Source organism: Nocardioides sp. S5-5, from assembly GCF_054954065.1.
This window is the reverse complement of record NZ_CP199913.1, coordinates 3150137-3174423: the sequence shown is the minus strand read 5'-3', so window position 1 is coordinate 3174423 and position 24287 is coordinate 3150137. Positions and strand designations below refer to the sequence as shown.

The following is a 24287-nucleotide window of genomic DNA, read 5'->3' as shown; positions in this document are numbered from 1 at the left end:
GGGTGCTCACAAGGTAACCTTGTGACATGCTCGGACCTCACGTCCCCGATCTCAGGGCCCTGGAGCTGCTGGTCGTGGTCGCGCGAACCGGCTCGCTCGGGGCCGCCGCGACCGAGCTCGGCATCAGTCAGCAGGCCGCGTCCTCGCGGGTGCGGACCATGGAGGCGCTGGTCGGGGAGCCGCTGGTGACCCGCAGCAAGCGCGGCTCGGAGCTCACCCCGACCGGCGAGCTGGTCGTGCAGTGGGCCGACCGGGTGCTCGACGCCGCCCAGGAGCTCGACGCCGGCATCGCCGCACTCCGGGCGGACCGCCGCGGCCACCTCGACATCGCCGCGAGCCTGACCATCGCCGAGCACCTGCTGCCCGGCTGGCTGGTCGGCCTGCGGGCCCAGCAGGTGCAGCGCGGCCAGCAGCCCACCGAGATCACGATGACGGCCACCAACACCGGGCGGGTCACCGAGCTGGTCCAGGCCGGCGACGTGGTGCTCGGCTTCGTCGAGGGGCCCGAGGCGCCGCGCGGCCTGCGTCGCCGGCTGGTCGGCACCGACGAGCTGCTCGTGGTCGTCGGCCCCGCCCACCCGTGGGCGCTGCGCTCCCGCCGGCGCGTGAGCGCGGAGACGCTCGCGGCCACGCCGCTCGTCGTACGGGAGGCGGGGTCGGGTACCCGCACCGTCTTGGAGCGGGCTCTTGCCGACCTGCCCCGGGCGACGCCGGTCCTCGAGCTGTCGAGCACGGCGTCTGTCCGCGCTGCCGTCGCCGCCGGCGCCGGCCCCGCGGCCGTCGGGGCCCATGCCGTGCGTGACGACCTGGCCACCGGCCGGCTGGTCCGGATCACCGTCACCGGCCTCGACCTCACCCGCCGACTGCACGCGGTGTGGAAGGGCGGGCCGCAGCCGGCGGAGGGACCGGCCCGGGAGCTGGTCGCGTGGGCCGCCCGCAGCTCTCGCACCTGACCCCGGGCTGGGGTCAGGTCAGGCGTGGGCCGGGGTCCGGGTGAGGATCTCGGCGATCGAGTCGTCGGTGCACTCGGCCCAGAAGCCGCCGACGACGTCCTCGAGCTGGGTGAACGAGTCCGCGACGTACAGCACGTCCTGGTAGTCGGTGATGTCGTAGAGCTGGGTGCCCATCGTGGCGATGTCGAGCGGGCGGATGGTCATGCCGCGGAACGCCTCGATCTCGCCGGGGGAGGACAAGATGCCGGCGCCGTACGCCTTGAGCTCGCCGGCCTCCCACAGCACGCCGAACTCGAGGGTGAACCAGAAGACCTTGCTGACGAACTCGAGCGCCTCGGTGCTGCGGACCCGGCGGGAGGCCTGGCCGGCGAGCTCGTAGAGCGCGGTGAAGCGCGGGTTCGCGAGGGTGTTGCCGTGGCCGACGACCTCGTGCAGCACGTCGGGCTCGGGCGTGTAGAGCGGCACCGAGTGGTGGCGGACGTACTGCGTCGACCAGAACCCCCGGTCGGCGAGCGAGCCGTAGAAGTCGCGCAGCGGCACCAGGCCGGCGGCGGGTCGGTAGCTGAAGCCGGTCAGCGGCGCCAGCCACTCGCTGACCTCGGCGAGCTGGGGGATCCGGTCGATCGGCAGGCCGAGGGACTCCTTGCCGTCCAGGAACTCGCGGCAGCCGTACGCGCGGTGCTTGGTCACCAGCGCCTCGCTGACCACGCGCCACACCTCGTGCTCGTCGTCGGTGTACGCGGCAGCCGGGCACGGCTCGCCGGGACGCCAGCTGCTGGCGAGGGTGGCGAGGGCGTCGCGGCGGGCGCGGTACGCCGGGTCGGCGAAGCCCGGGTGGTCGGCGCCGAGGTGGACCTTGAGCGATCCGTCCTCGTCGGCGGTCACGGGGGCGAAGTACTGGCCTTCCTCGAACATGACTGCAGTCTGTGACTCGGTCCACACAAATGCCAGCAGACTCAGACGATTGGCGGACAGCATGGTCGATCGGTGGCAATATGTCTCGCATGGATGGCGTCGACCGTGGAATCTTGGACGTCCTGCGCGCGGACTCGCGGACCTCGATCCGGGAGGTCGCCGAGCGGCTGGGCGTGAGCCGGGCCAGCGCCTACGCGCGGGTCAAGCGGCTCGTCGACACCGGCGTGATCCGCGGGTTCACCATCGACGTCGACCACGCGGCGTTGGGCCTCGGTCTGCCGGCGTACATCCACGTCCGGATCAAGCAGAACACCTGGAAGTCGTTTCGCACCAAGGTGTGGGCGATCGAGGAGGCCGCGCACGTCGCGCTCGTCGCGGGCGACTTCGACTGCGTGATCCTGGTCCGCGCCCGCGACGCGGAGCACCTGCGCGAGCTGGTGCTCGAGCGGATCCAGGCGCTGCCCGAGGTGGTCGCCACCCAGACCGTGCTGGTGTTCGAGGAGCACGTCGGCCACGGGTGAGCGGCCGGCTCGCCGCTACTGGAGGGCGGCGGTCAGCCGGGCCACGTTGTCGACGTACCTCGCGCCGGCCGAGCGCTCCTGCCAGGCGTCGAGGGTGAGCTCCTTGGACAGGGCGCGGTAGGCATCCTCGACCCGGCGCATCTTCGCCACGACGGCGGGGTCCGGCATCATCAGCGACACCTCGTAGTTGAGCGCGAACGAGCGCATGTCCATGTTGCTCGAGCCGACCACGGCGACCTGGTCGTCGATGGTGAAGTGCTTGGAGTGGAGGATGTACGGCGCCGGGTACTGGTAGATCCGCACCCCGGCCTCGAGCAGCGCCTTGTAATAGGACGCCTGCGCGTGCCCGACGAGGAACTGGTCGGACACCTCGCTGACGAACAGCTCGACGTCGATGCCGCGCTCGGCGGCGGTGGTGACGGCGTAGAGCAGCGACTCGTCGGGGACGAAGTACGGCGAGGTCAGCGAGATCCGCTCGGTCGCGGCGTAGAGCAGCGTGGTGAACATCCGCAGGTTGTTCTCGGCGACGATGCCGGGGCCGCTCGGCACCACCTGGCAGGGGACGTCGAAGACCTCCTCGGGGCGGCGGTCCGGCTGGCCGTGGACGGCGACGAGGTCGACGATGCGACCGGTCTCGACGTACCAGTCGGAGGCGAAGACGGCGTTGAGCGCGCCGACGACCGGGCCCTCCAGACGCACCATCAGCTCGACCCACTCGCGGCCGAGCCGGTGGTTGGCCGGCTTGTTGTAGCCGGGCTCGGTGAGGTTGAGCGAGCCGGTGAAGCCGACGCTGCCGTCGACGACGAGGATCTTGCGGTGGTTGCGCAGGTCGGGGCGGCGGAACCGGCCACGCAGCGGCTTGATCGGCAGCATCGGGTGCCAGGCGATCGAGGTGCGCCGCAGCCGCTTGACCATCGTCTGGTAGCCGGGGATCCGTCGCGAGCCGATGTGGTCGAACAGCAGACGTACGTCGACCCCGCGCTCGCTCGCGCGGATCATCGCCTGGAACACCGGGTCGGTCACCTCGTCCCAGGCGGTGATGTAGAACTGCACGTGGACGTGGCTGCGAGCCCGGTCGATCTCGCGGGCCATCTCGGTCATCAGCGCCCGGTAGTCGGGCCACAGCTCGATCTCGTTGCCGCCGGTGATCGGGAGCGCACCGAGGTTGTGGTTGAGCGTGGCGACGCCGGCCATCGCGGCGGGCAGCCGGCTGCTGTCGAACGAGAGTGGGAGCCGGTCGCTGCGCTCCTGGATGGCGGCGATCGCGGTGCGCTGGCGGGTGATCCGGCGGTTGCCGAGGCGGATCCGGCCGAACAGCAGGAAGATCGAGAACCCGATGATCGGCTCGATCAGGATGAGCAGCAGCCAGGCCATGCCGGTCGACGGCTTCCGGTTGCCGGGGATGATCCCCAGCGCGACCAGACGCAGCGCCATGTCGAGGCTGAAGACGATCCATCCGAGCGTCGACGTCGGAACGAGCCAATTCATGGGGGAACCCTATGGAATCCTGACCCCATGACGCCCCCAGAGCCCGGTTTGTTCAGCCGTGTCGCCGGCGCGGTCACCGGCAAGGTGGTGGATGCCATGCCGGTCGAGGAGATCCTCGAGCACGTCGACATCGACGCCGTCCTCGACCAGATCGACGTCAACCACCTGCTCGAGCGGGTCGACGTCAACCGGCTGCTGGACCGGGTCGACGTCGACCGGCTGCTCGCCCGCGCCGACGTGGAGGCGCTGGTGCAGCGGGCCGGGATCCCCGACATCGTCGCCGAGACGACGGGCAACCTGGCCGGTCGCACCCTCGACGTCGCGCGCAGCCAGGTCGCCGGCCTCGACACGATGGTCACCGGCATCGCCGACCGGGTCCTGCGCCGCCGCGGACCGATGCCGCTCGGACCGGTCCTGCTGACGGGAGCGATGAGCCGGACGACGGTGACCGGCAGGTACGCCGGCCCGGTCGGTCGCGCCGCGGCGCTCGCCATCGACGTGGGGGTCGCGCTGGCGTCGTACTCGATCGGGGTGGGGCTGACCGCCTTCCTGCTCGACGCGATCTTCGGTGCCTCGCTCGAGGACGGGACGGGCGCGGTGGCGTCGATCGTGCTGCTCGGCTGGGCGGCGCTGTACGTCGCCGTCGGCACCGCCGTCGCCGGCCGCACCGTCGGCAAGGCGGTCGTGGGACTCAAGGTGGTCGCGCGCGACGGCCGGCCGCTGGGGCCGGTGGCCGCGGTGGTGCGGGTGATCGCCTTCCCGTTGAGCACCTCGCTGTTCGGACTGGGCCTGCTGCCGGTCGTGCTGCGGCGCGACCACCGCGCGCTGCACGACCTGATCGCCCGCACCACGGTGGTCTACGACTGGGGCGATCGGCCGGCGCAGCTGCCGGGCCCGCTGACGGCGTACCTGCGCGCGCACGACGCGGCCTGAACCGGCTTCCGGCCACCGGAAGCGGTGACTTGCCGCCGTGGGGCGGCTGGCGGTTGGCTGCAGAGGTGCTGCCGCAACTCACGCCGACCCGCAACGACCTCGGCCGGGACGTCACCGGGTACCTGCCGGCGGCCGACGGGCTGCGCGGCGTGTACGCGCTCGACGACCGGCACGGCGCGATCTGGGAGCGCGCCGTGCGTCATCTCGGGGTCCGCGACAACGACGTCCACACGATCTACGCCTACGGCCTGGGCCGGGCGCTGCTCGACCTGACGCCGCAGGCCGATCCCGACGTGGTGCTGCCGGCGATCCTGCTCCACGACACCGGCTGGTCGCAGGTGCCCGAGCCGGAGATCCTCGGGGCGATCGCACCCGGCGGCGGCCGGCCCGACCTGGTGCTGCGGCACGAGAAGGAGGGCGCCCGGATCGCGCGCGAGGTGCTGGCGGAGGTCGGCTGGGACGAGGGGCGCACCGAGCGGATCGTCGCGATCGTCGACGGCCACGACAGCCGCCGGGAGGCGATCGACCTCGACGACGCGCTGATGAAGGACGCCGACAAGCTCTGGCGGCTCACCCCGCACGGCGTCGACACGGTGATGGGCTGGTTCGGCCTGACCCGCGAGCAGGCGCACCGGCTGATCGCCAGCCGGGTCCACGACCACCTGCTGAGCGACGCCGGCCGCACCCTCGCCCTCGGCCTCGCCGCCGTGGCGTCGATCGACTCCACGCCGCAGCGGATCGCGCTGGCGTAGCCTCGGCGCGTGATCGACGGCGGGAGCGGAGGCGGCGGACGCACCGTCACCTCCAAGGTGCTGGCCCTGCTCGCCGCGTTCGAGTACGGCCCGAGCGCGCAGTCGCTCAGCGAGCTGGCCGCCCACGCCGACGTACCGCTGCCGACCGCCCACCGGCTCGCCGCCGAGCTCGTCGCGTGGGGCGCGCTGGAGCGCACCCCCGAGGGCCGGTACGTCGTCGGGCTGCGGCTGTGGGAGGTCGCCCAGCATGCCGGTCGCCAGCTCCGCGACGCCGCCCGGCCCTACCTCCAGGACCTCTTCTCCCTGACCCAGGAGACGGCGCACCTCGCGATCCGCGAGGGCCACGAGGCGCTCTACATCGACCGGGTCTACGGCTCCAAGCGGGTCCCGCGCGCCAGCCGCGTCGGCGGCCGGCTGCCGTTGCACGCGACCGCGGTCGGCAAGGTGCTGCTGGCCTACGAGGACCGCTGGCTGCAGGAGGCGTACGTCGCCGAGCGGCTCGACCCGGTGACCGCCCGGACCCACGTCCACCCCCAGCGGCTGCTCGTGGAGCTCGCGGCCATCCGTGAGCGCGGGTTCGCGACGACCTACGAGGAGGTACGGGTCGGCAGCTGCTCGGTCGCGGTGCCCGTGCTGACCCCGGACGGTCGCGCGCCGGCCTCGATCGGCCTGGTCATGCACTCCGCGCAGGCCGACCAGATGCCCCGCCACCTGCCGACGCTGCGGGGGATCGCGGCTCGGATCGCGCCCTCGGTGAGCCGCTGGGCGCCGGTCGGCCGCACGGCGCGGTGACCGACGTCACAGCCCCGCAGGCGTGATACTGCCTTCAGGTTCCACATCGAGGAACCCTCTTCCCCAGGAGGCACGATGTCCACTCAACCTGATGTACGCAAGGTCGTCGCCGCGGAGTTCCTCGGCACGTTCGTCCTCGTCTTCGGCGGCTGCGGAACCGCGGTCCTCGCGGGCAAGGAGGTCGGCTTCGCCGGCGTCGCGCTCGCCTTCGGTCTCACCGTGGTGGTGATGGCCTACGCGGTCGGCCACATCTCGGGCGGCCACTTCAACCCGGCGGTCACGCTGGGCGCCGCGGCCGGCGGCCGGATCGCCTGGAAGGACACTCCGGTCTACATCGGCACCCAGGTCGTGGCGGGCATCGTCGCCGGCGCCGTGCTCCTCGTCGTGGCCAGCGGCACCGACGGCTTCGACGCGGTCAAGAGCGGCTTCGCCTCCAACGGGTACGACGACCGCTCGCCCCTGGGCTACAGCCTGGTCGCCTGCCTGGTGATCGAGGTGCTGCTGACCGCGGTCTTCTTGTGGGTCATCCTCGGCGCGACCGACTCGCGTGCCCCCAAGGGCTTCGCGCCGCTGGCGATCGGCCTCTCGCTGACTCTGATCCACCTGATCAGCATCCCGGTCACCAACACCTCGGTGAACCCCGCCCGCTCGATCGGCGTGGGCCTGTTCGCCGGCGGCGACGCGATCGGCCAGCTGTGGCTGTTCATCGTGGCGCCGGCCGTCGGCGGCCTGATCGCCGGGTTCTCCTACGCCTTCCTGCTGGGCAGCGACGACGCCGTCGCGCTGGCCGACGCGATGGAGGCCTGAGCCCGCGCCGTCCACCAGCACCGTCGACGACTCCCGGCCGCACCCGGCCGGGAGTCGTCGCGTTCCGGCCCGGACCGCGCCCACACCTGCTTCCGTTCACCGGAAGGTGCCCATTGTGGGCGGCCCGGCGCAGGGTCAAGGTTGACCTTGTGACCGGCGCCACTCGGCAGCCCGGACCACCACTCCCAGAAGGGTGCGAGATGACCACGACGCACGACTCCCGACCGGCCTCCGGCTGCCCGGTCGCGCACGGCAAGCACCACGGCTACGAGCCGTTCGCCATGGACGACCCGTTCTCGTCGTACGCGGCGCTGCGCGCCGAGGAGCCGGTGATGTACGACGAGCGCGTCGGCTACTGGGTCGTGAGCCGCTACGAGGACGTCAAGGCGGTCTTCGAGGACTGGGAGACGTTCAGCAGCGAGAACGCCCAGGCGCCGGTCCGCGAGCGTGGGCCCGAGGCCCGCCGGATCATGGAGGAGGGCGGCTTCACCGCGTACTCCGGCCTCTCGGCGCGAGTCCCCCCGGAGCACACCCGGATCCGCAAGGTGACCGCGAAGGCGTTCACGCCGCGGCGCTACAAGGCCCTGGAGCCGGCGATCCGCGCCCACGTCGTCGATCTGCTGACCGCGATGCGCGAGCACCCGGACGGGGTCGGCGACATCGTGCGCGACCTCGCCTACGACGTCCCGACGGTCACCATCCTCACCCTGATCGGCGCCGACACGAGCAAGGTCGACCTGTTCAAGACGTGGTCGGACTCGCGAGCGGCGATGACCTGGGGTGACCTGTCCGACGAGGAGCAGGTGCCGCACGCGCACAACCTGGTCGACTACTGGACCGAGTGCCAGCGTCTGGTCGCCGAGGCGCACGCCGAGGAGCGGGACTCGCTGGTCGGCGACCTGGTCCGGGCCCAGGCCGAGGGCGACCCGATCACCGACCACGAGATCGCCTCGATCTGCTACAGCCTGCTCTTCGCCGGTCACGAGACCACGACGACGCTGATCTCCAACGCCGTGCGGATGCTGCTGGCGCACCCCGACCAGTGGCAGCGGGTCGTCGCCGACCCCGGCCTGATCGCGGGCGCGGTCGACGAGGTGCTGCGGGTCAGCCCCTCGATCGTCGGCTGGCGGCGCAAGGCGCTGAAGGACACCACGGTCGGCGGCGTCGAGATCCCGGCCGGCAGCGAGCTGCTCTTGCTGATGGGCTCGGCCAACCGCGACGAGACCCGGTTCGCGGACGCCGACACCTTCGACGTCACCCGCGCCAACGCCCGCGAGCACCTCGCCTTCGGCTTCGGCATCCACTACTGCCTCGGCAACATGCTGGCCAAGCTGCAGGCGAAGGTCTGCCTGGAGGAGATCGCCCGGGTCGCGCCCGACCTGCGCCTCGTCGACGCCGAGGCCATCCGGTTCGGCGACAACCTGTCCTTCCGGGCGCCGCTCGCGGTCCCCGTCACCTGGGACGCGACCTCGGAGGGGGAGCGATGAGAAGCCGCTACGTCCAGTTCTTCGACGCCGGCGAGCCGGCCGACCACGACCTGCTCGGCGGCAAGTGCGCCTCCCTGGTCACCATGACCGGCGCCGGGATGCCGGTCCCGCCGGGCTTCGCGGTCACCACCGCGGCCTACGACGCCTTCGTCCGCGAGTCCGGCATCGCCGCCCGGGTCCACGAGCTGCTCGCCGGCCTCGATCCGACCGACGTGGTCCGCGTGGAGGAGGTCGCCGCCCAGATCCGCGAGCTGCTGCTGGGCTGCCCGGTCCCCGACGCGGTGCGCGACGCCACTCGCGCGGCGTACGACGAGCTCGTGGCGCGGATCGGCGAGGGTGTGCCGGTCGCGGTGCGCTCCTCGGCCACCGCCGAGGATCTCCCCGACGCCAGCTTCGCCGGCCAGCAGGACACCTACCTGTGGCTGTGCGGCTGGGACGACGTGCGCGACCACATCCGCCGCTGCTGGGCGTCGATCTACACCAGCCGGGCCATCCTCTACCGGCTCAAGAACGGCATCCCCGACGAGGGCCTGTCGATGGCGGTGGCCGTGCAGAAGATGGTCAACGCCACCCGCGCCGGCGTCGCGATGACCCTCAACCCGAGCACCGGCGACCGCTCCAAGGTCGTCATCGACGCCTCGTGGGGCGTGGGGGAGTCGGTCGTCTCCGGCACGGTCACCCCGGACAACCTGATGCTCGACAAGGTGATGCTCAGCGTCGTCTCCGAGCACATCGGCGACAAGCACATCGAGATGGTCGCGGACCCCGACGGCGCCACGCTCGTCGAGCGCGAGGTCGAGGCGGAGCGTCGTAGCGTGCGCTGCGTCAGCGACGACGAGGTGCGCGCCATCGCGACCTTGGCCAAGCGGGCCGAGAAGCACTACGGCTGCCCCCAGGACATCGAGTGGGCCTTCGACGGCGACCTGCCCGACGGCGAGAACCTGCTGCTCCTCCAGGCCCGCCCCGAGACCGTCCACTCGAGCAAGCCGGCCGCCCCGGCCCCCGCAGCCCCGGCGCAGCCGGCCGGTGGCTTCACCTTCGGCAACTTCTCCTCGGCCCTCACGCCGAACCTGGCTCTCGGGCACGACCACGCGCACGACCCGTCGCACGACCACACGCACTGACCCGCCCGACTCCTCTCCGCACTCCAGCAAAGGACCACCGACATGACCGTTGACTCCGCGCCCGTGGTGAAGTCCTTCCCAAGCCCGTCCTCGCTCCCGGTCCCCGCCGGTGCGGAGGGCTGGGAGGCGCTCTACCCCTACTACCTCACCTTCGACAACGCCGCCGGAGCCGACGACGAGAAGTTCTGGTTCTGCGACAGCCAGCACTGGCCGACGGTCTACAAGCCCTTCGAGACCATCGGCGGGGAGTTCGCCGTCAAGTGCCTCGGGCAGTACAACACCCGCCACCTGCTGATCCCGCCCGCCAACGGCATCGAGTTCAAGGTGCATCTCGGCTACCTCTACATGAGCCCGATCCCGGTCCCGGAGGCGGAGATCCCCGGCCGGGTGCCGGAGTTCGAGCGGCGGGTGGGCCACTACTTCCAGAACTGGGACAGCCTGCTCACCCAGTGGCGGGAGAAGGTGCTCGCGACCATCCGCGAGATGGAGTCCCTGGAGTTCCGGCCGCTGCCGGACATGGTCCCGTTCGACGACATCGTCTCGGGCAAGGCCAAGGACGGGTCCGAGGTCCTGATGGAGGGCTACGACCGCCTGATCCAGCTCTGCTACCAGAACTGGCAGTACCACTTCGAGTTCCTCAACCTGGGCTACCTCGCCTACCTCGACTTCTTCACCTTCGCCAAGCAGGTCTTCCCCGACATCCCCGACCAGGCCATCGCCACGATGGTGCAGGGCGTCGACATGGAGCTGTTCCGCCCCGACGACGAGCTCAAGAAGCTCGCCGCCCTGGCCGTGGACAGCGGCCTGCAGGCCGCGTTCGTCGACACCGACGACGTCGCCGGCACGCTCGCCCGGATCGGGGAGCACGACGGCGGCGCGGCCTGGCTGGCGGCGTACGAGGCCGCGCAGGACCCGTGGTTCAACTTCACCGTCGGCAACGGCTTCTACGGCCACGACAAGTACTGGATCGAGTACCAGGAGATCCCGCTCGGCTACGTCAAGGACTACATCCGCCGCCTCGAGGACGGCCAGCAGATCCTGCGACCGGTCGACCACCTGATCGCCGAGCGCGACCGGATCGTCGAGGAGTACCGCGAACTGCTCGACGGAGAGAACCTCGCGCTCTTCGACGCCAAGCGCGGGCTCGCCGCCACGGCGTACCCCTACGTCGAGAACCACAACTTCTACATCGAGCACTGGACCATGGGCGTGTTCTGGCGCAAGGTCCGCGACGCGCTCTTCGACCTGGTGACCTCGTGGGCGGTCGGCTCCACCGCGATCGGCCCGACCTACTGGCCGCCCGAGATCGAGCGCCGCCGGGCGATCGTCGAGGCGCTCAGCACGCAGCGTCCGCAGCCGGCCCTCAACACGCCGCCGGAGCAGATCACCGAGCCGTTCACGCAGATGCTGTGGGGCATCACCACCGAGCAGGTCCAGCAGTGGCTCAGCGACGACGAGGGCGACGACGGTGCCGTCACCGGCATGGCCGCCTCGCCCGGCGTCGTCGAAGGACGGGCCCGGGTGGTCTACCACGCCGACCAGCTCGGCGAGGTCCAGGACGGCGAGATCCTCGTCGCGACCATCACGGCGCCGTCGTGGGGACCGATCTTCGGCAAGATCAAGGCACCGTGACCGACATCGGCGGGATGATGAGCCACGCCGCGATCGTGTGCCGCGAGTACGGCCTGCCGGCCGTGACCGGCACCGGCAACGGCTCCACGACGATCCAGACCGGCCAGCTGATCCGCGTCGACGGCAACGCCGGCCGGGTCGAGATCCTCGAGGGCTGAGCCATGGCCACCGTGCTGGTCACCGGAGCCGCCGGCGGCCTGGGCCGGGCGTTCGCGCTCGGCTTCGCCGCCCGCGGATACGCCGTCGCCGTCGCCGATGTCAACGTCGAGGGCGTCGAGGAGACCGCGCGGCTGGTCAAGGACTGCGGCGTCGCGGCCTGGCACGGCCCGGTCGACGTGACCTCCGCGGAGTCGACCACCGCGCTCGCCGCCGCGGTGGCCGACTTCGCCGGCGGCGCCGTCGACGTCCTCGTCAACAACGCCGCCCTGTACGCCACCGTCACCCGGTCCCCGCTCGAGGACATCGACCCCGACGAATGGGACCGCGTGATGGCGGTCAACACCAAGGGCCCGTGGCTGATGACCAAGGCACTGAGCCCCTCCCTGCGCGAGGGCGGCCGGGTCGTCAACCTCTCCTCGGCCACCGTCTTCTCCGGCTCCGAGCACTGGGCGCACTACGTCGCCTCCAAGGGGGCGGTCATCGCGCTGACCCGGGTGATGGCCAAGGAGCTCGGCCGCCGGTCGATCACCGTCAACGCGATCGCACCGGGATTCACCCTGACCGAGGCCAGCCTGGGGCTGATGGAGGACGCGGCGTCGTACGGCGTCCAGCGGGGCGCGCTGCGCCGCTCGAGCCAGCCTGAGGACATCGTCGGGGCAGCGCTCTTCCTGGCCGGCCCCGACGCCGGCTTCATCACCGGCCAGACGCTCGTCGTCGACGGCGGCCGGCAGTTCATCTGACCCACCCACGTCTTCTCGCAAGGAGCACGCACATGCCCACCATCACCTACACCGACGCCGCCGGCTCCGCTGTGGCGGTCGAGGCGAATGTCGGCGACTCCGTGATGGAGACCGCCGTGCGCAACGGCGTCCCCGGCATCGTCGCCGAGTGCGGCGGCTCCCTGTCCTGCGCGACCTGCCACGTCTTCGTCGACGAGGCCGAGTTCGCGGCGCTGCCGCCGATGGAGGAGATGGAGGACGAGATGCTGTGGGGCGCCGCCGTCGACCGGCAGGACACCTCGCGGCTGTGCTGCCAGATCAAGGTCACCGACGGCATGGACCTGCACGTGACCACCCCCGAGACGCAGGTCTGAGCGATGAGCGACGGACTCCTGATCATCGGCTCCTCCCAGGCGGGGGTGCAGCTCGCGGTGTCCCTGCGGGCGCTGGGCTACGAGCCCCCGATCACCCTCCTCGGCGACGAGAACCACCGGCCCTACCAGCGTCCCGCGCTGTCGAAGGAGTTCCTGCAGGGGGCGATCACCAAGGAGTCGCTGATCTACCGCACCCAGGACTACTGGGACGAGCACCGGATCCGGGTCGTCCCCAACGAGCGGATCATCCGGATCGACAAGCGCGACGACGGCAGCGGGGTGGCGCACGCCATGTCCGGCACCGAGATCCCGTTCGACCGGCTCGGGCTCACCGTCGGCGCCCGCGCCCGGCGGCTGCTGCTCGAGGGCGTCGACCTGCCCGGAGTCCTCTACCTGCGCAACGCCGACGACGCGCTGGAGCTCAAGGCCCGGGTGCCGATGGTCAAGGACGTCGTCGTCATCGGCGGCGGCTTCATCGGCATCGAGGCGGCGGCCAGCCTCAACAAGATGGGCCGCACCGTGACCTTGCTGGAGGCCGGGCCGCGCCTGGTGGGTCGGGCGGTCGGGGCCGAGACGTCGGCGTACCTGCTCGAGCACCACCGGCAGAACGGCATCGACGTGGTCCTCGATGCGGAGGTACGCCGCATCGTCGGCGCCGGCGACCGCGTGGCGGGCGTCGAGCTGGCCGAGGGCCGGGTGGTCCCGGCCGACCTGGTGCTGATCGGCGTCGGCGTCATCCCCAACACCGAGCTGGCCGAGTCGGTCGGGCTGGCCTGCGAGAACGGGATCCTGGTCGACGCGCACGCGGTCGCCTCCGACGGCGTCACCGTGGCAGTGGGCGATGTGGCCAACCTGCCGAACCCGGTGCCGGGCGCGCCCGAGGGCGACCGGATCCGGTTCGAGAGCGTCAACAACGCGGTGGAGCAGGCCAAGGTGGCGGCCTACGCGATCGTCGGCCGGCCCGAGGAGTACGCCGGGGTCCCGTGGTTCTGGTCCAACCAGGCCGACCTCAAGCTGCAGATCGCCGGCCTGTCCGCGGGCCACGACCTGACCGTCGTGCGGCGCGACGAGGCGAAGGGCAAGTACTCCGTCCTCTACTACCGCGGCGACACGATCCTCGCCGCCGACTGTGTCAACGCCCCCCTGGACTTCATGGCCGTCAAGGCCGCCATCGCCGGTGGGGCGGCGATCCCGCCCGGCGAGGCCGCCGACCCGGCGGTCCAGCTCAAGTCGATCTCGAGGAAGCCGTCATGACCCACCCCCTGCCGCCGACCCCCGTCTCGCCGTCCGGCCCGGTCGACACCTCCCCGATCTCGTTGACCCCGGCAGCCGGGCTCGACCTCGACCCGGTGTGGCGCTCGGTCGTGCCCGAGACGCGGACCCGCAGCAACGACATCCATCTGCCGATCTCGCTGGCGTACGCCGAGCGCCTGTGCCGCGCCTACCCGGAGGCCGATGCGGAGCTGGTGCGGGTGGCGATCCTGCTGCACGACACCGGCTGGGGCCGGGTCGACGAGAGCCGGATCCTCTCCGAGGGCTTCTCGGGCGACTGGCGCAAGGCGGAGATCCGGTTCGAGCACGAGCGGCAGGGCTGCGTCATCGCCCGCGAGGTGCTGCCGCCGCTGGGCTACGCCGAGGAGTTCGTCGCCGCGGTGTGCGCGATCGTGGACGGGCACGACACCCGCAAGGAGGCCTACTCGCTGGAGGACGCGCTGGTCCGCGACGCCGACCGGCTGTGGCGCTTCGACCACGCCGGGATCGCGCTCGCGTCGGGCTGGTTCGGGCTCGACCCGGCGACCTACTGCGACCGGCTCGCCCGCGAGATCGTCCCCGAGCTGCTGACCGAGGCGGCCATCGCGATGGCCCAGGCCGACCTGACCCGCTCCAACCGGCTGCTCAAGACCGACGTGCTGCGCGAGGAGACCTCGTGACCCGGCCCGCCCTCGACCTGCCCTGGACCCACGTCGAGGACCTGTACGTCGACGGCGCCTGGCGTCTCGCGCGCGGCACCGGCCGGCTGCCCGTCGTCGACCCGGCGACCGGTGAGGAGTGGGGCTCGGTGCCCGACGCCTCGCCCGAGGACGTCGCGGACGCGATGGCCGCCGCGGTCACGGCGTTCCGGTCGGGGCCGTGGCCGTCCCTGTCGCCGAGCGAGCGGGCCGAGGTGCTGCTCCGGATGGCCGACGAGCTGGAGAAGCGGGCCGAGCCGCTGTCGTGGACGAACACCCGCGAGAACGGCTCGCCGGTCGCCGAGACCGCCGGTGCCGCGGCCAACGCGGCCGGGATCCTGCGCCATGTCGCCTCCCTCGCCTCGTGGCTGGAGGCCGAGGACGTGCGGCCGTTCCCGGCGGGCGGCGCGGAGACCGTCGTACGACGTGAGCCGGTCGGGCCGTGCGTGCTGATCGCGCCCTGGAACTTCCCGATCAACCTGATGGTGATCAAGCTGGCGCCCGCGCTGCTCGCCGGCTGCACCGTGGTGCTGAAGCCGGCGGAGTCGACCCCGCTGTCGATCCGCTTCGTCGTCGAGGCCGCCTCGGCGGCGGGGGTCCCGCCGGGCGTGGTCAACCTGGTCACCGGTGGGGGAGCGGTCGGTGAGGCGCTGGTGCGCCACCCCGACACCGCCAAGGTCGCCTTCACCGGCTCGACGCCGGTGGGCCGCCGGATCGGCGCGGCCTGCGGCGAGCTGCTCAAGCCGGTGACCCTGGAGCTCGGCGGCAAGTCCTCGGCGATCGTGCTGGAGGACGCGGACCTCGACGCCATGGCCGCCGTCCTGGTGCGCTCGTCGATGCGCAACACCGGCCAGACCTGCTACATCTCCACCCGGATCCTGGCGCCCGCGTCGCGCTACGACGAGGTGGTCGCGATGGTCACCGCGACCATCGCCGCCGGCAAGCAGGGCGATCCGTTCGAGCCCGACACGGTCTTCGGGCCGCTCGCCACGGCGCGGCAACGTGACCTGGTGGTCGGCTACCTCGAGGGCGCGGTCGCCGAGGAGGCGCGGGTCACGACCGGCGGCGCGGCCGTCGATGGACCCGGCTACTTCGTGGAGCCGACGGTGCTCGCCGACGTGACGCCGTCCATGACCGTCGCGCGGGAGGAGGTCTTCGGCCCGGTCCTCTCGGTGTTGCGCTACGAGACCCTCGACGAGGCGATCGCGCTGGCCAACGACACCTCCTTCGGCCTGGGCGGCCTGGTCTTCTCCTCCTCGCCGGAGCAGGCTCTGGCAGTGGCCGAGCGGATGGACACCGGCTCGGTCGGGCTCAACTTCTTCGCCTCCAACCACGCCGCGCCCTTCGGTGGTCGGCACGACTCCGGCCTCGGCGTCGAGTACGGCGTGGAGGGGCTCTCGGCGTACCTCACCTTCAAGTCGATCCACCGGAAGGCCTGATGCGGGCCACGCCCGGCCCGAGCCGTCGGCGCGCGAAGCTGCCGAGTTCCTGTGATGCCCGCGCCGCGGCATCACCGCCATGCTTCCGATGACCGCTCGGACAGCTCGGCGAGCCCGTTGACCCTGTCTCGACGCGAGGTCTACATTCGACGTCCCTGCTTCTCCCTGGCGTCGCCCACCGACCCCGACCGTGCCAGAGAGGCTCTGAGAGATGGCAACACCGCAGGCAGACGACCGGATCGCCCTTGGTGCGCTCCGTGTGGCGCCCGTCCTCCACAGGTTCGTGCGTGACGAGGCGCTGCCCGGCACTGGGCTCGACGACGGAGCCTTCTGGGCCGGGGTGGAGGCGATCCTGGTCGCCTTCGGACCTCGCAACCGGGCGCTGCTGGAGCGGCGTGACGAGCTTCAGCGGCTGCTCGACGACTGGCACACGGCGCACCCGGGACCGGTCGCGGACCAGGCGGGCTATGTGGCGATGCTGCGGGAGATCGGGTACGTGGTCGAGGAGCCGGCCGCCTTCTCGATCGACCCGGGCGAGGTGGACGCGGAGGTCGCGGTGCAGGCCGGGCCGCAGCTCGTCGTGCCTGTCCTCAACGCGCGGTTCGCGGCCAATGCGGCCAACGCTCGCTGGGGCTCGCTGTACGACGCGCTCTACGGCACCGATGTGATCGGCGAGGACGACGGTCGGGAGCGCGGGACGTCGTACAACCCGCGCCGGGGCGCCGAGGTGATCCGGCGCGCCCGGGTGTTCCTGGACGCGCACTTCCCCCTCGGGGACGGCACACATGCCGACGCGAAGGCGTACGCCGTCGTCGACGGCGCGCTGGTGCCCGCGTTGGCCGACCCGACTCAGCTGGTCGGGTGGCGCGGTGACCCGGCGGCGCCCGAGGCGGTGCTGCTGGTCCACCACGGCCTGCACGTGGAGATCCTCATCGACCGGGACGACCCGATCGGGCGCGACGACCAGGCCGGGGTCAAGGACCTGCTGCTGGAGTCGGCGATCTCCACGATCATGGACCTGGAGGACTCGGTGGCCGCGGTCGACGCCGACGACAAGGTCGCGGGCTACCGCAACTGGCTGCTGCTCAACCAGGGCACGCTGAGTGCCGAGGTCGCCAAGGGTGGCCAGTCGTTCGTGCGTGGTCTCGCGCCGGACCGGGTCTATGACGGCCCGTCGGGCCAGGTGAGGCTGCCGGGTCGCTCGCTGCTGTTCGTGCGCCAGGTCGGCCACCTGATGACCACCGACGCGGTGCTCCTCGACGGCCCGGACGGCCCCGAGGAGGTGCCCGAGGGCGTGCTGGACGCGATCATGACCGCGTTGTGCAGCCTGCCCGATCTCCAGGGCCGCGCCGAGCTGGCCAACTCCCGGGTCGGCGCGATGTACGCCGTGAAGCCGAAGATGCACGGTCCGGACGAGGTCGCGTTCACCGACGACCTGTTCGCCGCGGTCGAGGACCTGCTCGCCCTGCCCCGGGCCACGATCAAGCTCGGGATCATGGACGAGGAGCGGCGTACCTCGGCGAACCTGGCCGCCTGCATCCACGCGGCCCGGGGCCGGGTCGCGTTCATCAACACCGGCTTCCTGGACCGCACCGGCGACGAGCTGCACACCTCGATGCTGGGTGGGCCGATGATCCGCAAGGCCGACATGCGCGGCACGGCGTGGATCGCCGCGTACGAAGACCGATCCGTCGACATCGGCCTCGCCTGCGGGCTGGCCGGGCGGGCGCAGATCGGCAAGGGGATGTGGGCCAAGCCGGACGCGATGGCCGAGATGCTGGAGCAGAAGGCCGGTCATCCCCGGGCCGGCGCGAGCTGCGCCTGGGTGCCCTCGCCGACCGCGGCGACGCTGCACGCGCTGCACTACCACGAGGTCGACGTGGCGGCCCGGCAGCGCGAGCTGGCCGGCGGTCGTCGTACGACGCTCGAGCAGCTGCTCACGGTTCCCCTCGCCGGCGATGCCGAGGTGGCCGCCTGGACGGCGGCGGACAAGGCCGCGGAGGTCGACAACAACCTGCAGGGCGTGCTCGGCTACGTGAAGCGATGGATCGATGAGGGCATCGGCTGCTCGAAGGTGCCCGACATCCACGGCGTCGCGCTGATGGAGGACCGGGCCACCTGCCGGATCTCCAGCCAGCACGTCGCCAACTGGCTGCGCCACGGCGTGGTCACGATCGACGAGGTCGAGGCGGCGTTGCGCCGGATGGCGGCCGTCGTCGACGAGCAGCAGGCCGGCGAGGGATACCGGCCGATGGGCCCGGCCTTCGACGGTCACGCGTTCGCGGCCGCCCGCGCGCTGGTGCTGGAGGGGCTGGCGCAGCCGTCGGGCTACACCGAGCCGATCCTGCACCGGCAGCGGCGCGAGGTGAAGGCCGGGTGAGCACGGATGCGATCGCGGCCGAGCTGACCGCGGAGCTGGACGCGCGGCTGGCCGGCGCCGACGCCGCGCTGGCCCGCGACTACCCCGGGGAGCGGCCCGGACGGCAGCCGGTGCATACGGTCTACGTCGCCGCCGACCGGTACGACGCCGGCCTGGTGCCGCGCTACGGCGGCGAGGCGCTGGCGGCCCTCGACGAGCACGCCCGGGCGTTCGCCGACCTGGTGGCCGACGACGCCCTGGTGGCCCGGGTCCGGGCGAAGCTGGTGAGCGAGCCGGTCGAGGACCTGCGGATCGACTTCGAGGACGGCTACCTCGGCAAGTCCGACGCCGAAGAGGAGGCCGACGTCCGCCGGGCCGCGGCCGACCTCGCGGCGAGCCAGCGGGCCGGTACCGCCGCGCCCTTCGGCGGCATCCGGATCAAGAGCCTCGACCCGGCCACCCGCACCCGCGCGGTGCGCACCCTCACGGCGTACGTCGCCGCCTTGGTCGAGGCCGGCGGAGACCTGGCCGACTGGGTGGTGACGCTGCCGAAGGTGACCAGTGTCGACCAGGTCGAGGCGATGGTGCATGCCTGCGCGAGCCTGGAGCGGGGCCTGGGCCTGGCCGAAGGCTCGCTGCGCTTCGAGATCCAGGTGGAGACGCCGCAGTCGATCCTCGGCGCCGACGGCACCGCGCTGGTGGCCCGGATGGTCCACGCGGCGGCGGGCCGGCTGACCGGCCTGCACTACGGCACCTACGACTACTCGGCGTTCTGTGGCATCGCCGCCGCCCAGCAGTCGCTCGCGCATCCGGTGGCCGACCACGCGAAGCTGGTCATGCAGGCGGCCGCGGCCGGCACCGGCGTGCGGCTCTCCGACGGCTCGACCAACATCCTGCCCGTCGGGAGTCCCGACCAGGTGCGGGCCGCGTGGGCCCACCACCATGGACTGGCACGCCGCTCACTGGAGCACGGCCTGTACCAGGGCTGGGACCTGCACCCGGCCCAGCTCCCGACGCGGTACGCCGCGACGTACGCCTTCTACCGCTCCGGGCTCGCCCCGGCGCTCTCCCGACTCGACGACTACGCCCGGCGGGAGTCGGGTGGCATCGCGGATGAGCCGGCGACGGCACGGGCGCTGGCGGCGTACCTGCTGCGGGGGCTCGACTGCGGCGCCGTCGACCCGGCCGAGGTGACGACGCTGCCGCTGAGCCTGCACGACCTGCGAGGGCTGGCCGAGGGCCGGCCGGTGAGGACGGACCGATGACCCATCGCCTGGGAGCCAACCAGTACGGCAAGGCGGAAACGCGCGTGGTGCGCATCGTCCGCGACACGCCCCTGCATGAGATCCACGACCTCAATGTGTCGACGGCGCTGCGCGGCGACTTCGCCGCGGCCCACGTGTCCGGGGACCAGGGGCGGGTGCTGCCGACCGACACCCAGAAGAACACCGCCTTCGCCTACGCCAAGCTGCACGGGGTGTCGTCGATCGAGGACTACGCGCTCGCGCTGGGGCGCCGGCTGCTGGAGGCCTGCCCGGCAGCGGCCCAGGCGCAGGTGAAGGTCGAGCAGTACGCCTGGGACCGGATCGGCGATCATTCGTTCAGTCGGCGTGGCGGCGCCACCCGCACGGCCCTCGCCACCGTCGGGCGGGAGACCTCCACGGTGCTCTCCGGCGTGCGCGACCTGGTGCTGATGAACACCACCGACTCCGAGTTCAAGGGCTTCCTGGTCGACGAGTTCACGACCCTGGCCGAGGCGGACGACCGGATCCTGGCCACCTCCCTGGTCGCGCAGTGGCGGCACACCACGACCGACGTCGACTGGAACTCCTCGTACGACGCCGCGCTCGCGACGCTGCTGAGCACCTTCGCCGGCACCTACTCCCGGGCGCTCCAGGAGACGCTGCACGCGATGGGCGGTGCGCTGCTGGACGACCAGCCCGATCTGGCCGAGGTGCGCTTCTCGGCGCCCAACAAGCACCACTTCCTGGTCGACTTCAGCGGGTTCCGGGTGGACGGGCTCACCAACGACGGGGAGGTGTTCGTCGCCGCGGACCGGCCCTACGGGCTGATCGAGGCCCAGGTCGTGCGTGACGACGCGCCGCCGGCGGGCGATGCCTGGCTGGCCGTTCCGGGGTTCTGCTGATGTCCGGCGTGACCGTGACTCGGGAGCTCCTGCTCGGCTGCCTGTCGGTGCCGCGGTGGGCCGACGACGTCCTCGCCGGGACGCCGTACGACGACCGGGCCACCCTGCTCGAGGCGGCCGACACGGCGGCCCGCGAGCTCAGCGACGCCGAGCTCGACCAGGCGCTCGCGGGCCATCCGCGGATCGGCGAGCGCGGGGGAGCGCAGTCCCGGCGCGAGCAGGCCGGCGTCGATCCGGCGGCGGGCGACACCGCGGCGCGGCTGGCGACCGGGAACGCAGCCTACGAGGAGCGTTTCGACCGGGTCTTTCTGATCCGCGCGGCCGGCAGGGACGCCGACGCGATCCTCGCCGAGCTCGACCGGCGTCTCGGCAATGACGACGCCGCCGAGCGCGCCGAGACCGTCGACAACCTGCGCCAGATCGCCCTGCTCCGGCTCGAGGAGGCTCTCGGATGAGCGCCCTGTCGACCCACGTCCTCGACACCGCGGCCGGCCGCCCCGCCGTGGGCGTTCCGGTGCGCCTGGAGACCCGCGGCGGCGAGCCGCTGGGCGCGGGTGTGACCGACGCGGACGGCCGGGTGGCGGCACTGGGCCCGGAGCTGGCCGCGGGCGACTACGTGCTGCGGTTCGACGTCGCGGCGTACGTCACCGGCTTCTATCCCGAGGTGGTCGTGGTCTTCACGATCCCAGACGACGGTGCGGACCAGCACGTCCACATCCCGCTGCTGCTCAGCCCCTACGGCTACTCGACCTACCGTGGCAGCTGACCTCGACCTGGTCGTCTTGGCGCGACGGGCGATCGTGGACGGCGAGGAGCGCGCGGTCGCGGTGGGCGTCGCGGACGGACGGGTCGCCGTGGTGGCGGGCTTCTCGGAGCCGCCGGCCGCTACCCGCATCGTCACGCTGGAGGACGACGAGGTGCTGCTACCCGGCCTGGTCGACACCCACGTCCACGTCAACGAGCCGGGACGCACCGAGTGGGAGGGCTTCGCGAGTGCGACCGCCGCGGCCGCCGCGGGCGGGGTGACCACGATCGTCGACATGCCGCTCAACTCGATCCCGCCCACGACCACGGTCGAGCACCTCCGGGTCAAGCAGGACGTGGCGCGCGGCCAGGTGTGGGTCGACGTCGGCTTCTGGGGCGGCGCGGTGCCGGACAACCTCGCGGACCTGGCCGGCCTGCACGAGGCGGGCGTGTTCGGGTTCAAGTGCTTCCTGCTCGACGCGGGCGTCGTGGAGTTCGGCCACCTCGAGCCGGACGCCTTCGCCGCCGCGATGGCCGAGACCGCACGGCTGGACGCGCTGATGATCGTGCATGCCGAGGACGGCTCCCTGATCGACGACGGGGCGCTCGACGGGGTCCGGTACGCCGGCTTCCTGGCCTCCCGGCCGCGCGGGGCGGAGGAGGCCGCGATCCGCCTGGTCCTGGACGAGGCGCGGGCCACCGGCGGCCGGGCGCACGTCGTCCACCTGAGCGACGCTGACGCGGTGCCGCTGCTGCGGGCGGCCCGGGCCGAGGGCGTGGACGTGAGCGTCGAGACCTGTCCCCACTACCTGACCTTCGACGCCGAGCACATCGATGACGGGGCGACCGCTCTCAAGTGCTGCCCGCCGATCCGCGAGGCGGCCAACCGCGAGGCGCTGTGGGCCGCGCTGGCCGTCGGCGACATCGACTTCGTCGTCTCCGACCACTCGCCATGCACCGCCGAGCTCAAGCAGCGCGGCGGAGGCGACTTCGGCGCCGCGTGGGGCGGCATCGCGTCGGTCCAGCTCGGCCTGCCCGCGGTGTGGACCGGCGCCCACGAGCGCGGCCGGCCGCTTGCCGACGTCGTGCGCTGGATGGCCACCGCGCCGGCCGATCGGTGCGGCCTCGCCCACAAGGGTCGGATAGCCGTCGGCGCGGATGCCGACCTGGTGCGCTTCGCGCCCGACGAGGAGCTCACCGTCGACGTGGCCCGGCTGCGGCACCGCAACCCGGTCTCGGCGTACGCCGGGCGCACGCTGCGCGGCCTCGTCCGGGAGACCTGGCTGCGCGGCGTACCCGTCGACGACGAGCCACGAGGACGACTCCTGGAGAGGGGAAGACGATGACCTACTACGTGCCCCGGGGCGGCCTGCCGCCCCAGACGGCGCTGACCACCGATCGCGCGCGGTTCACCACGGCGTACGCCGTGATCCCGCGGCGCACGCTCAGCGACATCACGGCGTCCCACCTGCCTGGCTGGGACGCCACCCGGCTGTGGGTGCTGGCCCGGCCCCTGTCCGGCTTCGCCGAGACCTTCAGCCAGTACGTCGTCGAGGTCGCCCCCGGCGGCGGCTCTGAGGCCCCCGAGACCGATCCGGACGCCGAGGGGGTCCTCTTCGTCGTCGACGGCGCGCTCACGCTCACCCTCGATGGGACCGAGCACGCCCTCGTCCCCGGCTCTTACGCCTATCTCCCACCGGAGATGCCCTGGACGCTGCACAACCCGTCCGGGACAACGGCGTCCTTCCACTGGATCCGCAAGTCCTACGAACGGGTCGCCGGCCTGGACATACCGCCGGCCTTCGTGATGCGCGAGCAGGACGTCGAGCCGATCGAGATGCCCGGCACAGCCGGCGCCTGGTCCACCACCCGCTTCGTCGACCTGACGGACCTGCGCCACGACATGCACGTCAACATCGTCACCTTCGAGCCCGGCGGCGCGATCCCGTTCCCGGAGACGCACGTGATGGAGCACGGCCTCTACGTCCTGGAGGGCAAGGCCGTCTACCTGCTCAACGAGGACTGGGTCGAGGTCGAGGCCGGCGACTTCATGTGGCTGCGCGCCTTCTGCCCCCAGGCCTGCTACGCCGGTGGTCCGGGACGGTTTCGGTACCTGCTCTACAAGGACGTCAACCGGCACGCGGGCCTCCATCTGCCCGGGCGACCCGGCTCAGCGTGACTGCAGCTCAGCCCACCGACCGCCCGATGCCCTGGGCGGCGACCTGCAGCGCCGCGACCAGGCGGGCTCGGTCGCGCTTGAGCGAGGGCACGACGACGCCGAGCGCGGCGACGACCCGCCCGCCGGCGGGGACGGGTACGGCGACCGAGCAGGCGCCGAGGGTCATCTCCTCGACCGTGGTGGCGTAGCCGTCGCGGCGGATCTGCTCGAGCTGCTCGCGGATCCGGGCCGGCTGGGTGATCGTGTACGGCGTGATCCGGGCCAGCCGGGCCAGCGCGGCGGCCTCGACGTCGTCGGGCGCGTGGGCGAGCAGCACCTTGCCGACGCCGGTCGCGTGGAGGGGGAGCCGGGAGCCGACGGTGCTGACCACAGGCACCGAGGCGCGGCCGGAGAGGCGCTCGAGGTAGAGCACCTCGGTGCCCTCGCGGACGGCGAGGTGGACGGTGGCCCGGGTGGTGGCGTGCAGGTCGTTCATGAACGGCGCGGCGACCTCGCGCAGCCCGGTCTCGACAGGGGCGAGCAGGCCGACCTGCCACAGCCGCCGGGCGACGACGTACTCCCCGCTGGGCCGGCGGACCAGCGCGCCGCCGGCGACCAGCTCGCCGACCAGGCGGTGGGCGGTGGGCAGCGGCAGGTCGGCGCGCCGGGCCAGCTCGGACAGGGTGAGGCGGCGGTGCGTCTCGTCGAAGGCGAACAGCAGGGCCAGACTGCGCGACACGACGGTCGCGCCCGGGACGGACGTGTTCCCAGCCAACCGGCCACCTTTCACTCAGTGGAAGAAGTCTATCGCGCGGCACACCCTGTGGCCCCTAGCG

At 72.3% G+C, this 24287-nt stretch carries 25 protein-coding genes; 22 read left to right on the top strand and 3 right to left on the bottom strand.

What is annotated here, in order from left to right; all coding sequences use genetic code 11:
- Window positions 1–26 precede the first annotated feature (26 nt).
- Window positions 27–953 (top strand): LysR family transcriptional regulator, encoded by a 927-nt coding sequence (locus tag ACUP6Y_RS15080; protein ID WP_462551566.1) that lies wholly within the window; start codon window positions 27–29, stop codon window positions 951–953.
- 18 nt (window positions 954–971) lie between these two features.
- On the opposite strand, the gene ACUP6Y_RS15075 is transcribed toward ACUP6Y_RS15080, so the two are convergent.
- The gene (locus ACUP6Y_RS15075; protein WP_462551565.1) at window positions 972–1868 is read right to left on the bottom strand and encodes a phenylalanine 4-monooxygenase; all 897 of its coding nucleotides are present in this window, start codon (window positions 1866–1868) and stop codon (window positions 972–974) included.
- A 29-nt stretch (window positions 1869–1897) separates the two neighbouring features.
- On the opposite strand from ACUP6Y_RS15075, the gene ACUP6Y_RS15070 reads away from it, so the two are divergent.
- The gene (locus ACUP6Y_RS15070) at window positions 1898–2389 is read left to right on the top strand and encodes an Lrp/AsnC family transcriptional regulator (RefSeq protein WP_462551564.1); all 492 of its coding nucleotides are present in this window, start codon (window positions 1898–1900) and stop codon (window positions 2387–2389) included.
- Window positions 2390–2404: 15 nt separating this feature from the next.
- On the opposite strand, the gene cls is transcribed toward ACUP6Y_RS15070, so the two are convergent.
- Window positions 2405–3877, bottom strand: coding sequence for a cardiolipin synthase (cls, locus tag ACUP6Y_RS15065; protein ID WP_462551563.1), 1473 nt, complete (start codon window positions 3875–3877; stop codon window positions 2405–2407).
- A 27-nt stretch (window positions 3878–3904) separates the two neighbouring features.
- Between cls and ACUP6Y_RS15060 the strand changes: the two genes are divergently transcribed.
- The 20 genes from ACUP6Y_RS15060 (at window position 3905) to ACUP6Y_RS14965 (ending at window position 23472) form a co-directional block, all read left to right on the top strand.
- Complete coding sequence (locus tag ACUP6Y_RS15060; RefSeq protein ID WP_462551562.1) at window positions 3905–4810, top strand: RDD family protein; 906 nt, start codon at window positions 3905–3907, stop codon at window positions 4808–4810.
- A 65-nt stretch (window positions 4811–4875) separates the two neighbouring features.
- Complete coding sequence (locus ACUP6Y_RS15055; RefSeq protein WP_462551561.1) at window positions 4876–5562, top strand: HD domain-containing protein; 687 nt, start codon at window positions 4876–4878, stop codon at window positions 5560–5562.
- 9 nt (window positions 5563–5571) lie between these two features.
- On the top strand, window positions 5572–6354 hold the full coding sequence (locus ACUP6Y_RS15050) for an IclR family transcriptional regulator (protein ID WP_462551560.1): 783 nt from the start codon (window positions 5572–5574) through the stop codon (window positions 6352–6354).
- Between the two features lie 75 nt (window positions 6355–6429).
- Entirely contained in the window at window positions 6430–7161 is a 732-nt protein-coding gene (aqpZ, locus tag ACUP6Y_RS15045) for an aquaporin Z (protein WP_462551559.1), read from the top strand.
- A gap of 200 nt (window positions 7162–7361) precedes the next feature.
- The gene (locus tag ACUP6Y_RS15040; protein ID WP_462551558.1) at window positions 7362–8648 is read left to right on the top strand and encodes a cytochrome P450; all 1287 of its coding nucleotides are present in this window, start codon (window positions 7362–7364) and stop codon (window positions 8646–8648) included.
- On the top strand, window positions 8645–9772 hold the full coding sequence (locus ACUP6Y_RS15035) for a PEP/pyruvate-binding domain-containing protein (protein ID WP_462551557.1): 1128 nt from the start codon (window positions 8645–8647) through the stop codon (window positions 9770–9772). Before ACUP6Y_RS15040 ends, ACUP6Y_RS15035 begins: the two co-directional genes overlap by 4 nt.
- 42 nt (window positions 9773–9814) lie before the next feature.
- Window positions 9815–11404 carry a PEP-utilizing enzyme gene (locus ACUP6Y_RS15030; RefSeq protein WP_462551556.1) on the top strand — a complete coding sequence of 530 codons (1590 nt, stop codon included), beginning with the start codon at window positions 9815–9817 and terminating at the stop codon, window positions 11402–11404.
- Window positions 11401–11562 (top strand): PEP-utilizing enzyme, encoded by a 162-nt coding sequence (locus ACUP6Y_RS15025; RefSeq protein WP_462551555.1) that lies wholly within the window; start codon window positions 11401–11403, stop codon window positions 11560–11562. The genes ACUP6Y_RS15030 and ACUP6Y_RS15025 overlap by 4 nt, the downstream gene beginning before the upstream one ends.
- A gap of 3 nt (window positions 11563–11565) precedes the next feature.
- Entirely contained in the window at window positions 11566–12303 is a 738-nt protein-coding gene (locus ACUP6Y_RS15020) for an SDR family NAD(P)-dependent oxidoreductase (RefSeq protein ID WP_462551554.1), read from the top strand.
- 32 nt (window positions 12304–12335) lie between these two features.
- A complete protein-coding gene (locus ACUP6Y_RS15015; protein ID WP_462551553.1) occupies window positions 12336–12656 on the top strand; it encodes a 2Fe-2S iron-sulfur cluster-binding protein in 321 nt (106 codons plus the stop codon).
- A 3-nt stretch (window positions 12657–12659) separates the two neighbouring features.
- Window positions 12660–13910, top strand: a complete 1251-nt coding sequence (locus tag ACUP6Y_RS15010; protein ID WP_462551552.1) for an NAD(P)/FAD-dependent oxidoreductase — start codon at window positions 12660–12662, stop codon at window positions 13908–13910.
- Complete coding sequence (locus ACUP6Y_RS15005; protein WP_462551551.1) at window positions 13907–14587, top strand: HD domain-containing protein; 681 nt, start codon at window positions 13907–13909, stop codon at window positions 14585–14587. Before ACUP6Y_RS15010 ends, ACUP6Y_RS15005 begins: the two co-directional genes overlap by 4 nt.
- Window positions 14584–16044 carry an aldehyde dehydrogenase family protein gene (locus tag ACUP6Y_RS15000; protein ID WP_462551550.1) on the top strand — a complete coding sequence of 487 codons (1461 nt, stop codon included), beginning with the start codon at window positions 14584–14586 and terminating at the stop codon, window positions 16042–16044. Before ACUP6Y_RS15005 ends, ACUP6Y_RS15000 begins: the two co-directional genes overlap by 4 nt.
- A gap of 211 nt (window positions 16045–16255) precedes the next feature.
- Window positions 16256–18424, top strand: coding sequence for a malate synthase G (locus tag ACUP6Y_RS14995; protein ID WP_462551549.1), 2169 nt, complete (start codon window positions 16256–16258; stop codon window positions 18422–18424).
- Complete coding sequence (locus ACUP6Y_RS14990; RefSeq protein ID WP_462551548.1) at window positions 18421–19668, top strand: DUF6986 family protein; 1248 nt, start codon at window positions 18421–18423, stop codon at window positions 19666–19668. Before ACUP6Y_RS14995 ends, ACUP6Y_RS14990 begins: the two co-directional genes overlap by 4 nt.
- Complete coding sequence (gene pucL / locus ACUP6Y_RS14985; RefSeq protein WP_462551547.1) at window positions 19665–20549, top strand: factor-independent urate hydroxylase; 885 nt, start codon at window positions 19665–19667, stop codon at window positions 20547–20549. The genes ACUP6Y_RS14990 and pucL overlap by 4 nt, the downstream gene beginning before the upstream one ends.
- A gap of 8 nt (window positions 20550–20557) precedes the next feature.
- A complete protein-coding gene (uraD, locus tag ACUP6Y_RS14980) occupies window positions 20558–21004 on the top strand; it encodes a 2-oxo-4-hydroxy-4-carboxy-5-ureidoimidazoline decarboxylase (RefSeq protein ID WP_462551546.1) in 447 nt (148 codons plus the stop codon).
- A complete protein-coding gene (gene uraH / locus ACUP6Y_RS14975; RefSeq protein ID WP_462551545.1) occupies window positions 21001–21315 on the top strand; it encodes a hydroxyisourate hydrolase in 315 nt (104 codons plus the stop codon). Before uraD ends, uraH begins: the two co-directional genes overlap by 4 nt.
- The gene (allB, locus tag ACUP6Y_RS14970; RefSeq protein WP_462551544.1) at window positions 21305–22639 is read left to right on the top strand and encodes an allantoinase AllB; all 1335 of its coding nucleotides are present in this window, start codon (window positions 21305–21307) and stop codon (window positions 22637–22639) included. Before uraH ends, allB begins: the two co-directional genes overlap by 11 nt.
- Window positions 22636–23472 carry a bifunctional allantoicase/(S)-ureidoglycine aminohydrolase gene (locus tag ACUP6Y_RS14965; protein ID WP_462551543.1) on the top strand — a complete coding sequence of 279 codons (837 nt, stop codon included), beginning with the start codon at window positions 22636–22638 and terminating at the stop codon, window positions 23470–23472. Before allB ends, ACUP6Y_RS14965 begins: the two co-directional genes overlap by 4 nt.
- 7 nt (window positions 23473–23479) lie before the next feature.
- Here the strand turns inward: ACUP6Y_RS14965 and ACUP6Y_RS14960 are convergent, their stop codons facing one another.
- Window positions 23480–24226, bottom strand: a complete 747-nt coding sequence (locus tag ACUP6Y_RS14960; protein WP_462551542.1) for an IclR family transcriptional regulator — start codon at window positions 24224–24226, stop codon at window positions 23480–23482.
- Window positions 24227–24287 lie beyond the last annotated feature (61 nt).